This window comes from Haladaptatus sp. AB618 (assembly GCF_024136965.1).
Taxonomy (GTDB): domain Archaea; phylum Halobacteriota; class Halobacteria; order Halobacteriales; family Haladaptataceae; genus Haladaptatus.
In genome coordinates, this window is record NZ_JAMYJX010000006.1 from 190,252 (window position 1) to 203,120 (window position 12,869).

Sequence of the window (12,869 nt, forward strand, 5' to 3'; positions counted from 1 at the left end):
AACGTCCTTTTATCCTTCGGCCCAGCGAGCAAGAGTGATATTCCGTCCTCGCTACCGCGGCATATCGGCGAGAAACGGATACAAATCAGTGAGCGCGAGTCGTTCGTTTCGACGGCCGGATTCGTAGGCCGCCAACGTGACGACGGTCGCCCAGAACGCATCACGGGCGGTCGAAGGGGGTTCGGTATCGTCGACGATCGATTCGATGAACGCGTCGGCTTTGCTCTTTCCGTCGCTGTGGCGCGGGTCGTGTTCGACTCCCTCCGCGTCGATAGTGTACGACGTCCGTTCGTCCCATTCACGTCCTTCGAAATACACCGCACCATCGTCGTCCCAGATATGGATATGTTCGCGTGTTCGGGGGACGATTCCCGTGTCCGCGATGTTCGCCACCGCTCCGCCCTCGAACTCGACGATGATGGACGACTGCTTGTCGAACAGTTGTTCGTCGTCGTGGAACTCGACGGTCGCCGTTACGTGCGTCGGGGTCAGTCCCGTCGTCCAGAGGATGGCATCGATGATGTGAGTTCCGACGTTCAACAGATGACCACCGCCGCTCAGTTCGGGATCCATTCGCCAGTCGGTCATCTCCTCGTAGTAGTCCCGCCAGTCGTGAGTGATTTCACCCGTAATGAACGTGGGTTCGAGGTCACCGAGCGCCCATCGTTCCCGTCCGGCGATGAAGGCCGGGTTGAGGTGACGTTGATAGCCGAGCATCGTCACTCGGTTGCTCTCCTCGACTCGTTCCAACAGGTCGCGTGCATCCTCTATCGTCGTCGCGAGCGGCTTTTCACAGAGGACGTGCAGGTCGTGGTCGAGGGCGGTCGTCGCCTGATCGAAGTGAAGGCCGTTTGGCGTCGCGATTCCGACCGCGTCCAGGGACTCCTGAGTTAGCATCGTTCGGTAGCGTGCGTACTGTGCCTCCGTCGGAACGTCGAGCTCGCGGCCCGCAGCGACGAGGTTCTCCTCGTTCACGTCCGCGAGTGCGACGAGTTCTGCGTCCGGATGCGAGTGAAACTCACGACCGAGACGAATGCCGAGACTACCGAGGCCGACAAGCCCCACACGGAGTACATCTCCAGAATTCGTTGATTCAACCATCGTCTACTGGTGGACGTTTGCGAAACGAGTATAAGAGTGTTGTCCACCGGTTTCTCAAACCACGTCCGTGATGGGTTTCTACCGATTCCGCACACCTCGACACGCCGTGGGTTCCGGAGTATGTTCCCCTACGAGGAACGACTCGCGGCAACCACCGTTGTGGCATCAGCCGATACCGTGATGTTACGACGAATCGACCGTCACGTTCGTCGCCGTTTCGTCGATATCGACACGATCGGATATCGGGCCGTGATTTCCGTGAAGCGAGACGGTTCGAGTTCCAGGTCCGTTCACTTCCAAGAACGGCCGTTCGGACGGATGAGCGGCACAACCGCTGATTCGGGTCCGGCCGACGTCCGTGACGGCAACCGCCGGTGACGGTACATCTCCCCGGAAACGAAGACCGTCTATCGAAACGAGGTCGGTTTCCTCGAAGTCCATCGCGGGGACTCCGGCCGTTCGGATTTCCACGTCGGAGAAGGAGACGTCCGCGAGCGACTTGCAGAAGAACGTGTGAGAGGCCTCGTAATTCTCGGCCATCGCGGGGGAGATGTCGGTGGCGTCGAGGGGACGGGTAGCGTCGATGCGGACGTTCGAGAACGAAATCCCTTCGAAGGGTTGCTCGGGAATCCCTGCGAAGAACCCGGCAAAGGAGACGTCACGCGCGGTCACATTATGGAAATGGACGTTTCTGACCATCGGCGTCGATTCGTCCACCGAAATCGGGTCGATGTCGATGTCGGTAAAGTAGTAGCCGTTGATGACGAACGGGCAGACGACGCTGCGCATGACGATGGTGTCGAAGCGCAGGTCCTCCACGACGCCGCCGCGACCGCGCTGGGTCTTGATACGGATGCCACGGTCGGTTCCCGTGAACGTGCAGTTCGAGACCGTGACATCGCGCACGTCACCCGACATCTCGCTTCCGATGACGACGCCGCCGTGACCAGCCTCGACGGTGCAGTTGGTGATCGTGATCTGTGACGCCGGTTCGCCGACCGTCCGCCCCTCCTCGTCCTTGCCGGACTTGATGCAGATGGCGTCATCACCAGCGTTGACGTAGGTGTCGCTTATTCTCACGTGCCGTGAGGAGTCGATATCGATACCGTCGCCGTTCGGAGCATCGGCGGGGTTCTCGATGTTCACGTCGTGGACGGTGACGTTTTCCGAGTAGACGATGTGGGTGTTCCAGAACGGCGAATTCCGAAAGGTAACTCCGGAGACGGAGACGTTCTCGGATTCGGTGACTTGGAACAGCGGCGGGCGTAGAGTGAAACTGCTGACGTCGTCTTTCTTGTCGTTCCGCTCGTCGAATTCGGCGAGTCGCGTCCGTAGGCCGTCCGGATACTCCGATTCCGGGGTGTCGTAGAACGACCACCAATAGTCACCCTGCCCGTCGATGGTTCCTCTTCCCGTGATTTCGACGTTCCGCGCGTCCCGGACGAGCAGGCAGGGGTGGAATCCGAACTGGTTCCACCCTTCCCATCGGCTTTCGACGGTGGGAAACGCCTCGTAATCGCGGACGAATAGAAGCGTCGCCCCGGCATCGATGTGGAGCGTGGTGTCGTCACCGACTCGAAGCGGTCCCGTTCGATACTCGCCCGGCGGCACGTGTACCGTTCCGCCCGTCTCGGCACACGCGTCGAGCGCTGTCTGGATCGGTTCGGTGTCGAGTTCGGTTCCGTCGCCGACGGCATCGTACTCCCGAACGTCGAAGCGGGAGGATTCCAAGTCTTGCATCACTCGGACGGATTCGGACGAGGGGAATAAACGTTGCGTCGATTCGGACCGTCGTCTTCCGTCAACCGTGGAAAGCTAGGTTACCGTTCGGCTAGCGTGCAACCCGTCACTCGACCAACCATGCCCACATTCGAAGCCACGCACGGGTGTTACACTGCGGAACCCATACGTGATGCGTGTTCTCGGGTAACTCGGGATAGCCGCCGACTTCCTCCTGGCTGTCGATGTACTGCCCTTCGCCGCGAGCGACCTTTCGGAGGATGCGCTCGTCGTGTTCGGTTCGGTCACCCGGTCGCGCACCGACGTTCCGGAAGTTGTGCCGAACGGTGTCGTCGGACGACAACGGGTCGAGGCCGTCGGGCCAGAGGGGTCGCTCGTCGAGCACCGTGATACCGTCCCCGACGAGTTCGCCCGGTGCATCGGATTTCAAGTCGTTGTCGTGGATGTACGCCTCCCCATCGCCGAAGATTTTCGGCTTGTCGTTGATGGGGTGTCGGTAGACGTTCCCCTCGATACTCGCTTTCGTATCCGGATCGAGCCATGCGCCGTCCTTGAAGTGGAAGACGAGGTTGTTCACGACCACGCTTCTCGTTCCCTCCTTCAGGCGTGGGTTGCGGTCGATGTTGTCCGCCCAGAGATTACCCATCATCGCCACGTTCTCGGCCCCGTTGCCGATCAAAGAGCCGTAGTTGTGTTCGCCCTTGTGGTGGGTGGCGTCGCGGAGCGCCTCCGCGACCAGACAGTTGGACATGGTCGTATCGTTCGTGTCGTAGCCCACCGAGAGGTTCTCGTCCACCGACCACGTCGTCGTACAGTGGTCTATCACGTTGTTCTCGGTGCCGTCGCCGGTGTTGATGCCGTCAGGCTCCCAGCCGACGTCCTGTCCCGCGTCCCCCGGGCGGACGCGGAGATGTTGAATCACACAATCGTTCGCGACGACCCAAAGGTCGCCACGAATGAGCGTGACCCCAGGGGACGGGGCAGTCTGTCCCGCGAGATACAGTTGGTCGTTGGAGACTGTCAGTCGCTCGGCGTGTAGGTCGATGGTCCCACTCGTCTCGAAGACGACCACGCGCGGTCCGTCCACGTTGAGTGCGGTCTCCAACTGTCGACGCGTCGGCTTCGTTATCTTGATGATGGGTGTGTCGTCGTTCAGCCATGGAGCGGGATCAGCGAACCCGTCGTCCGGTTCGAAGTGGGATTTGCTTCTCGGACCATCCCATTGGCCGCCATCGCCACGGGAAAAGCTCGGTGTTCCGAACGTGAACGGCGGGGAAGTGAACGAATCGCCGTCGCTCGTGTTGACGACCGCGCGAACCTGATAGTAGCGGCGACTCGTGAGTCGCGACAACTCGATACTGAACGACCCGGACGAAGAAAGCTGTCGGGAGTCGGTCCGTTTCCACCGTTCGGTCGGTACCTCACGATACTCGAAGTAACAGGTAGCCGACTCCGCTCCACCCAAGTCAGTTAGCTCAGCATTGAGGGTCGCCGACGTCGCTCGTACGTCAGTTACCGGTTCAGTCGAGACGTAGGGGACGCCCTCCTCGACCGAGACGCTCCCCGAGACCTCCACGGAACCCACGTCCCGATGAGCGTCCGGAGAAATTCCCGACAGATCCCGAAGCCGCGCAGTACAGAGCGTTCCCGGGCTATGGCTCGTCACCGGAATCCCGACGTACGCCTGCGTGGGAAGATCGACATCGTCCGCGGTAAGTTGGGCGATACGTGTCCAATCACTGCCGTCGGAGGATCCATAGGCCGAAATCGTCTCACCCGTCCGTGTCAGTCGCAACCACTCGGCCGAAATGCTTCCGCCGTCGACTTCGCTTTTTTCCTCCCCGCCCGAGGTCGTACTGAGGGTTTCGACACCGGATTCCGGACGCCACTGCAACGACGCGTCGCCGTTTGGTGTCCGGCGGAGCATCACGTTTTTCGCGTCCGGATCGAGCGTCGGACGGACCATGAGACCCGTCTTCGCGTTGGCGTCGGTCCATTCCAGTTCTGTGTTGTGAACCGTTACGTCGAAATCGCCGTTCGTCGAGTCGTAGTAGAAATGGAACGCGTCCGCCGTGTCCCAAATGTCTGCACCACCTCCTTCGATGGTGATGGTGGTCGCCGCCGCTGCCACCCCACTCGTTAGCATTGTTGTCGTCGCACCGATACTACCAGCTCCGATAACGCGGAGAAACGTTCTTCTATTTGGCATCATTATTCGAACGCCGAATATTTCTAATCACAATAGTTTATAAATATTTTTTCAGTTGAATGCCATTTATGTACCAACCTATACCCGAGACCATCGAATTACGATGAACCCTTTCACCCGAATAGAACCGCCATGAGTGGACCGATTTTCGGATTATCGTTCCCCAGAGGGGAACGGAGATGCGGTCGAAAACGAACGTGTCTTTTCGTATCGTCCCCACACGTCATTATGTTCTTCAGTTAATGAGGGATTCAAACGGGAGAATGAACAATTATCCTCGTTGTCACACGGATGTCTACCGTTCTCTAAAGGCAAACGAGCCGTGGAACGCTATTGCTGTTACATAGATAGTTGTGTAATGGCAAATCGACGGTGACGATACTTCGGATCGATTCTTCCCGATGAGAGGGTCAATCTTTCGTGTAAGAGACGCTAAGCGTGAGCCTACGTCGGTAATCGTATCGTTCGAGTTCTCCACTCGTCGGTGAGATCCCGAGGGTTTACTCGGGGCGCAGATAGATCTCATCGGGAAAACGTTCCCTTCTCGCGAACGAGTTTTCGTTCAGCATTGGCGATGAGACGGTAAAGACGGTCGTAGTCGTGGCCGCAGTCGGCCGTCGTCGCATTCTAACTGGTAATCGATTGAACGAAGACCCTTCGACTCCCGTAGCGATTAAGACAATAGCCTCGGAAGGTGCTACCATGAAGCGATATCAGACGGACGTTCGAAATCGCACGCTCCACATCGAAACCGGCGACGGTTGGATGGAAGTCGGGTCGATGGACGACATTTGCGAACTCGTCGGCGGAGAGATGTACAGTATCGAGTACGACGAACGCCAGCGAGCGGCGGATTGGTCCGGTGCCGACGAGGATGGGACGTTCACGTTCGACGTCCCGGAAACGCTGTCCGAGTTGAGTTACGACAAGGAGTTCGTCGCGAACGTCAGTTCCGTCCCACTCGACGAGACGGACGACGACGGCTATCCGCTTCGAACGTCCGTGTTCGCCGACATGATGATGCGAATCTGGGACACGAAGGGGAACCTCGAAGCGGAATAACGATCTTGGGTCGCCCAATTCGACGGGAGTAGCCCGAACTCGATGGTGAGTCATCAGCTGAAAGACGCGTCGGGTGCGGGGCGTCGAACCTCTTAGGGCAACTCGAATTACATGTGTAGCATAGATAAATTAGATTATTTTCTAGAAAAATTTTATTAAGTCATATTGTGAATACAGATCTGGTGTTACAACAATGACGCCAGACAGGCGCACGTTCCTCCGTGCGCTCGGAGCGGGTAGTATCGGTACGGCAGCGATTGCAACGAACGCTGTCACAGCAACGACAACCGACGTGAGGGCGAGGGCTAGCGACGGGCCGGCGTTCGACCTCGACGACGGGTTCGCCTCGACCGACTGGTTCGATGACGACGCACAGGTCATCACGGTCACGGAGGCGACCCGAAGCGCCGTCGAGAGCGCGTTCACCGCGAGTGGGCCACGCGTGGTCGTCTTCGAGACGAGCGGGACCATCGATCTCGGCGGGGAGACGCTGAAAATCACGAACGACCACTGTTGGGTCGCGGGGCAGACTGCCCCGTCACCCGGCATTACGTTCATCAAAGGCGCGGTACAGATCGACGCCGACAACTGTGTCGTTCAACACGTTCGCTCGCGCGTCGGACCCGGTCCCGACGGCGACATCCAGGGCAACGACTCGCTGAACACACAAGACGGGACGACCAACAACGTCGTCGACCACGTGAGCGCCTCGTGGGGCGTCGACGAGTGCATGTCGGTCGGATACGACACGGACAACACGACCTACACGAACAACCTGATCTACGAAGGATTGTACGATCCCTACGGCGATGGATCGGACCACAACTACTGCACGCTCGTCGGCGATGGGGCGGACCACGTCGCGTTACTCGGCAACGTCTGGTCCAAGGCCCGAAACCGGATCCCGAGACTCAAAAGCGAGACACGGTCGGTCGTCGTCAACAACTTCACGTACTTCTTCGACGAAGCCTCGACCACGGATAGTTCCGCCGAGACGACGTGGGTCGGGAACCGATACACCGGTCTCATGGCCCCCGGTGAATCCATCGTGGAGGGGAGTGGAACCGTGTATTCCGAGGACAACACGACGGCGGACCCGCAACTCGATTCGGACGTCTCCTTCGTCGAACCGAGCACGGTAGACGAAAAACCGCTGTGGCCGCGTGGTCTGTCGGCCATGTCGTCGAGTGAAGTCGAGTCTCACAACCTTTCGAACGCCGGTGCACGCCCGGCCGAGCGAGTGGGCAACGATCAGCGTATCGTGAACGAAATTCGAAATCGGGCCGGAAATGACAGCCTCGATTCGCCGTACGACTATTGGATCGCGGATCTGGACGATGTCGGCGGCTATCCAAGCCTGCCGGAAAACACCCACACCCTGGACGTCCCGAGCAGTGGACTGCGGGACTGGCTCGAACAGTGGGCACTCGCCGTCGAGGACCCGGACGAGAGTCCACCGTGAATTCGTCCGCCACGGGCGGTGAAACGACTTCGATGTGAGACAGGTAGTGTGGATTCCCGACGAGCGGATGAACAGTCGTACCGCTGTAACGAGTGGGGTCATCAACACTCCAAACGGAATCGATTTTTTGGACGAGCACGGCCGATTACTCGTCACTGGCCATCGCACGTGATTTCCCGACTCGAATACGACAATAGGACGACGAACGGACGAGGCGGCCCAAAATAAGGAGATCGGCGGATAATTCCAGTCGTAATTCGACGGGTCAGTACAAGTTGTGGAGGTCAGTACAAGTTGTGGAGGTCAGTGGTGCCCGTTACAGAGCCGTCGCCTCGGGTTCCAGCCATCGAAGATGTTTTCGGCCGTGTATCGCCGTGCCTGCGCTCGGGTCAACTGGTGTGACCAATCGGCTCGACGTTCCGGCGTGAAACCGGGGCCCGAATTGTCGTATTCCGCGTAGAACGCGCTCTCGGGATTCCGCTCGTCGTTCCAGTGCTTCCAGCCGACGGGTCTGATGTGATCGCCGAGGAAGGTGTGCATGAACACGACTTGCGCGTACGGACGCCACGGTCGGCCCAGGTAGTAGGAATTTTCGGGCGCGTCGCTCGTAATATCGCATTCCTTGAAGACGTAGCCGAAATCTTTCTCCGCTTCGGTCGAGGCAGCGGTCACGTAGCCGCCGTCGGATTTACAACGAATGTGGCAATTCTCGAACAAACACGTCGCCCAACCGAATATGAAGTCCACGTCGCCCTCGATGTAACACTCCTTGTAGTACTGCCGACTGTCGTGGCCGTGGGTATAGAGTGTGTCCTGATTTCCGAGGAAGAGGCAGTTCTCGAAAACCGCTCGATCCCCATTGATACGGATAGCAACCGCCTGCGCGACCGGTTCCGAGCCGTTCGCGAACGTGATATTTCTCGCCGTAAAATCGTCCCCGTTGACGAAGAAACTCGATGAACCCGACGTTCCGATCGGCTCCCCGGACTCGTCTTTCGTATCCGCATTGTCGTCGTACGTGAGTACCGTGTCTTGAGCGCTCTCACCGACGAAAGTGACGTTCGTCTTGTCGGGAGGCAGTCTCAACTTCTCCTTGTATCGTCCGTTTTTGATGTAGACGCGCGTCTCCGACCGAACTCCCGTCGGAATCGCGTCGATGGCGTCCTGGACTTTCTCATACTCTCCGCTCCCATCCTTTGCGACGACGATATCGGCCTCGTTCCGTTTTCTGTCGGGTGTTGTGGTCATCGTATCACTGTTTGTTTCGGAATCGGTTACGTCGGTCGAGTTCAGGATTCCACTGACGTCGGAAGAACCCATGATCGATCCCGTGATTCCCGTTCCTGTCATTGCCACTAGCTGACGGCGAGTGATAACATCTCTCATCGTCAGGTAATAAAATCCTCCGAGGCACCATAAATATAATTACTCTGAGTGTGATAATATAGTTCCGATCGGGTTTCGGGGACGTCACCCCCTCGCTAAAGTGCCCACTATCATAATTAGCAAAATACAGAAGTAGCTCATACCGAATATTAGATGGAATATGATAATAAGTTTTGGGCGAGTATCGTTCCGGTGCTCGGTGGACGGGGGAACGAATCGTCTCCGTGGACGAGGGAACGGATCGTCTCCGTGGACGGGGGAACGAATCGTCTCCGTGGAACGTATCCGCTCATCGATTACAGACGGTCATCGACGAATGGCCAGACGCCATCCGGATGATACCGGTGACCGCCATCGCCGATAGATAACGTACATTGCTCCGGCGCATCGGCTGCTGTGTATATCGGTTTCAAGCGTTCGAAGGCGCTTTTCGTACCTTCGATCGGAAAGATATCGTCTTCGACGCCATTGACGGCGACGAACGGACGTGGTGCAATGAGTCCGGCGATGTCGTACTGTTCACCCAACTTCGTAATACCCGGAACGTAATTACATTCGCAGTGATCGACCGCGGCTATCGACTCTTCGAACGTACAGAAATATGATGATACCGCGGCCACGTCGATTCGCTCGTCGATAGCTGCAGTGAACAGTGCAACTGCTCCACCGCTAGAGTGTCCAGTGACGAGGATACGCTCATCGTCGAAATCCGACCGATCTTCGATGAAATCGAGCAGACGAGCGACATCCCAAACCCTGTCACCCATGAGCGACCGGCCGAAGAGTTGTGCATGTAGTTGGAGCGTGTGACAGGGTCGGTAGCCGAGCGTCTCGTCTGAGTGGTTCGCTAGTTCGGCTAGCCCACGCATGGCGGGGACGACGACCGCATAGCCTCGTTCGACGGCCTGGAGTGCGATATCACGCCGTTCGTCCGTGATTTGAGTACGCTGCTCCGTAGTTTCCGGCCGACCGACACACACATCGCGACCGCCTGCTCCATGCCCGTGAAGTGTGACCGCAACCGGGTACGGTGGGTTCGGTTCGTCAGGAAGTAATAAATAGAACGGTAGTTGAAAGCCGACTTCCGTACGGATTCGCCAATCCTGCCGTTCGTGGTTTCCTTCCTTCGTCGTGCCAAGGCAGAATGGTCTCCGGTCGGAGAGGCCGTTATTCTCGATAACGGGAAAACCGAACAGTGACCGTAGGTCGGTCCGAAATTCATCGCGCCACGAACACAACGCTGCCGATGTCTGTCCCGTATATGTATGTCGGCGATCGTGGTTCTGGAACAGTCGTCGTGTCCACCGGTCAGGATATCGGGAGTTGGTCACGAGTCCCGACTACACGGAGTGAGATAATAATACTCACACATACTCCCATCCTCGGACGCTCCTTACTCCACGGGGGTACTCTATGGCATACTCACTCCATCAGCCGCCTCGGCAGGGTACATCTGTTTCGACGGTGTCGTCGGAACGAATCGGCTAGTTGGGCGTACGATGGTCCGCTCTCGTGAGAAGTTCGCTCTCGTGAAAACGTGTTCGTGAAAATGTTATCCAGTTGTCCGTTTCTTAGTGAACCCCCTCCCCCCGTTATCGAAGTGTAAACTCGCGAGTGACGAAGTCATAGAAGCGCGGGAAAGTCGGCAGATGATACAAATCGAAGGTTTTAGCACCTCAACCTACCGAAATCGGCGTAGTAGACGATTGTTTACTATTATCGAAATCTATAAGTCAATACGCATTCAATAATACCCGTACTGCAGTTCTATGTGATTAAAAGAGGGAGAGCAAAGGGGAAATAAAAGTCCACTCCAGTCCACTACATCCCCTTCCACTCCAGTACCGAGTTACACTTCGACAACGGGGTGGGGGTGTCATCAACCGACACTAATTCCTCACTCTTCACGTCGATCCGAAACGTATCTCGGTTCTCGTTCACTACTTTTCCGACTGTAACGGTCGACAGGGAAGGTTACGTGAACAGTTCAACGGCACGCGAGTTGTTTTCGGGACCGATCGAGCGTCTTTCATCGTAACTGACCCGAAAATGGGCTTTTACACTTCGATGACGGGGTGACTATGCAACCGTGTCCCAAACCGATCTATATCATCGTTAAATGCATGAACAGAATGTGCAACAGTGAATTCACAAGTACTGAAATACACTTCGACAAGGGGGTCCTATTCAGATCAAAAGTAGACGACTGCTATCGATTTCAGTCCTGATTTACACTTCGATGACGGGGTTGTGACCTCAACTTCCTCGTTACTTTCGACGATACACTTCGATGACGGGGTTGTGACCTCAACTTCCTCGATACTTCCGACGATACACTTCGATAACGGGGTCGTGACCTCAGCTTCCTCGATACTTCCGACGATACACTTCGATAACGGGGTTCTCGACCGATCTCTTTTCGGTGAGGGTAAGGATGCGACGAGCAATTCTAGCGGTCATCGGAGGATGCTTTCGACTTGATGTCCGATTTCCACGAGCGTCCGATTTTTATGAACTCTCGAATTTCTTCATCCTCGTCTGTGCGATGGTCTTGAGATGTTCCGTCTCGTCGGCGATCGCAGTGAGTCGGGAATCCTCCGCGAGCAGATCCAGAATCGGTCTCGGGTTATCCGAGAAGGAAAACTCCATGTGCATTCCCTGACCGCGCCCACGGCTCTTTCGTTCGGCATTTACGATTCCATAGGTGTTGAGCTCCTTGACGTATTTGATGTAGGTTTCACGCGTCATCTGGTCGGCGTCTAGCAGTTCGGTGATCCACTTGTAGACCTGGTAGCCGACGGGACTCGGCACGGCGATGGTGGCGTGTGCGGTATGAACTGCGACGGCGGCCGTCGCGTAGAGTGAGATTTTCTTTTGTGTCGAGAGCCCTTCGATTTGGGTCAACATTCGATCCTTGTCGACCTCTTCTTGTGAATTCCGGACGTGTGTTTCCGTAACGATGTCGTTGTTTTGCCGGTCGGCGAGGTCGCCTGCTTTCCGGAAGAGGTCGATTCCTTTGCGAGCATCGCCGTGACTCTGAGCAGCGAATGCGGCGACCAACGGGATGACATCGTCGCTAAGAGCTCCGGCCCGGAATGCGTCGCGACGATGTTCGAGGATTTCTCGGAGTTGATTCGCGTCGTAGTCGGAGAAAGGGATATCTTCGGGGTTGAACGAACTTTCCGAGCGCCCGTCGACGTTCTCCATGAATTTCGGGTCGTTCGTCAGGGCAGCGACCGAGACCGTCCCGTGGATAGTGTCGGTCTTCCCGGCCCGTGAGAGTTGATACAGGAGTTTCGAGTACGCGGGCTCGTCCTCGCGACCGACCAGGAGGTCGATTTCGTCGAGGATGAAAATAACCGAGTCGTAGTACGTGTTGATCAGGTCGTACAGTCGCTCGTACTTTTGCTCGGTAGAGACTCCCGTTGCTGGAACGCCGGTTTCGACACCGACGTCTTTTGCGACTGTTTCGACGAGTTTGTACACCGCACGGTCGAGGGTGGTGATCGGCTGGCAATTGAGGCTGACGACACCGAAGTTGATATCCTGTGACTCACAGAGTTCGACGATTTGCCCACAGACGGCGTTGACGATCAGGGATTTTCCAGTCCCGGACGGACCGTAGAGGAGCATATTGGGCGGCCGTTCATCACGAAGGGCGGGTTTGAGATAGGCAACGACCGCTTGGAGTTGGTCGTCACGGCCAACGATGCGTTCCTCGTCGATGATGGTATCCGGTTCGACGAGGTTCCGGTTCACGAAGACCGATTTTCCGGAATCCTCTTCGAGCAGTTCACGGATCGTTTTCTGATTTGATCCGCCGTCTACCGGTGGATCGGTCGCCGTCTCCTCGGAGATATCCGAGAGCGAGTCATCGGGGATCTCCTTGCCATCATCTACCATGTCCAA

Annotated in this window: 8 protein-coding genes; 2 read left to right on the forward strand and 6 right to left on the reverse strand. The window is 57.0% G+C overall.

What is annotated here, in order from left to right; all coding sequences use genetic code 11:
- Positions 1-51: 51 nt before the first annotated feature.
- From NKF26_RS17885 to NKF26_RS17895, 3 genes are all read right to left on the reverse strand, one after another.
- Positions 52-1,101, reverse strand: a complete 1,050-nt coding sequence (locus tag NKF26_RS17885) for a Gfo/Idh/MocA family protein (RefSeq protein ID WP_256487735.1) — start codon at positions 1,099-1,101, stop codon at positions 52-54.
- Positions 1,102-1,284: 183 nt separating this feature from the next.
- Positions 1,285-2,841 (reverse strand): glycoside hydrolase family 28 protein, encoded by a 1,557-nt coding sequence (locus tag NKF26_RS17890; RefSeq protein WP_253234688.1) that lies wholly within the window; start codon positions 2,839-2,841, stop codon positions 1,285-1,287.
- 106 nt (positions 2,842-2,947) lie between these two features.
- Positions 2,948-5,053: a pectate lyase gene (locus tag NKF26_RS17895; protein WP_369682166.1), complete on the reverse strand. Its 2,106-nt coding sequence runs from the start codon at positions 5,051-5,053 to the stop codon at positions 2,948-2,950.
- A gap of 699 nt (positions 5,054-5,752) precedes the next feature.
- Here NKF26_RS17895 and NKF26_RS17900 point away from each other — a divergent pair.
- Both NKF26_RS17900 and NKF26_RS17905 read left to right on the forward strand, forming a co-directional pair.
- On the forward strand, positions 5,753-6,112 hold the full coding sequence (locus tag NKF26_RS17900) for a hypothetical protein (RefSeq protein ID WP_253226924.1): 360 nt from the start codon (positions 5,753-5,755) through the stop codon (positions 6,110-6,112).
- 193 nt (positions 6,113-6,305) lie between these two features.
- A complete protein-coding gene (locus NKF26_RS17905) occupies positions 6,306-7,574 on the forward strand; it encodes a hypothetical protein (protein ID WP_253226923.1) in 1,269 nt (422 codons plus the stop codon).
- Between the two features lie 303 nt (positions 7,575-7,877).
- Here NKF26_RS17905 and NKF26_RS17910 read toward each other — a convergent pair whose 3' ends face one another.
- From NKF26_RS17910 to NKF26_RS17920, 3 genes are all read right to left on the reverse strand, one after another.
- Positions 7,878-8,924 (reverse strand): pectinesterase family protein, encoded by a 1,047-nt coding sequence (locus NKF26_RS17910; protein WP_253226922.1) that lies wholly within the window; start codon positions 8,922-8,924, stop codon positions 7,878-7,880.
- A gap of 332 nt (positions 8,925-9,256) precedes the next feature.
- Positions 9,257-10,291: an alpha/beta hydrolase family protein gene (locus tag NKF26_RS17915; RefSeq protein ID WP_253226921.1), complete on the reverse strand. Its 1,035-nt coding sequence runs from the start codon at positions 10,289-10,291 to the stop codon at positions 9,257-9,259.
- A gap of 1,177 nt (positions 10,292-11,468) precedes the next feature.
- A complete protein-coding gene (locus NKF26_RS17920; protein ID WP_253226920.1) occupies positions 11,469-12,863 on the reverse strand; it encodes an orc1/cdc6 family replication initiation protein in 1,395 nt (464 codons plus the stop codon).
- Positions 12,864-12,869: the final 6 nt, after the last annotated feature.

Excerpts from the sequence above, each read along its gene's own strand:
- NKF26_RS17920 (WP_253226920.1), bottom strand. The coding sequence starts at position 12,863 with ATGGTAGATGATGGCAAGGAGATCCCCGATGACTCGCTCTCGGATATC.
- NKF26_RS17885 (WP_256487735.1), bottom strand. The coding sequence starts at position 1,101 with ATGGTTGAATCAACGAATTCTGGAGATGTACTCCGTGTGGGGCTTGTC.
- NKF26_RS17890 (WP_253234688.1), bottom strand. The coding sequence starts at position 2,841 with ATGCAAGACTTGGAATCCTCCCGCTTCGACGTTCGGGAGTACGATGCC.
- NKF26_RS17895 (WP_369682166.1), bottom strand. The coding sequence starts at position 5,053 with ATGATGCCAAATAGAAGAACGTTTCTCCGCGTTATCGGAGCTGGTAGT.
- NKF26_RS17910 (WP_253226922.1), bottom strand. The coding sequence starts at position 8,924 with ATGACAGGAACGGGAATCACGGGATCGATCATGGGTTCTTCCGACGTC.
- NKF26_RS17900 (WP_253226924.1), top strand. The coding sequence starts at position 5,753 with ATGAAGCGATATCAGACGGACGTTCGAAATCGCACGCTCCACATCGAA.
- NKF26_RS17905 (WP_253226923.1), top strand. The coding sequence starts at position 6,306 with ATGACGCCAGACAGGCGCACGTTCCTCCGTGCGCTCGGAGCGGGTAGT.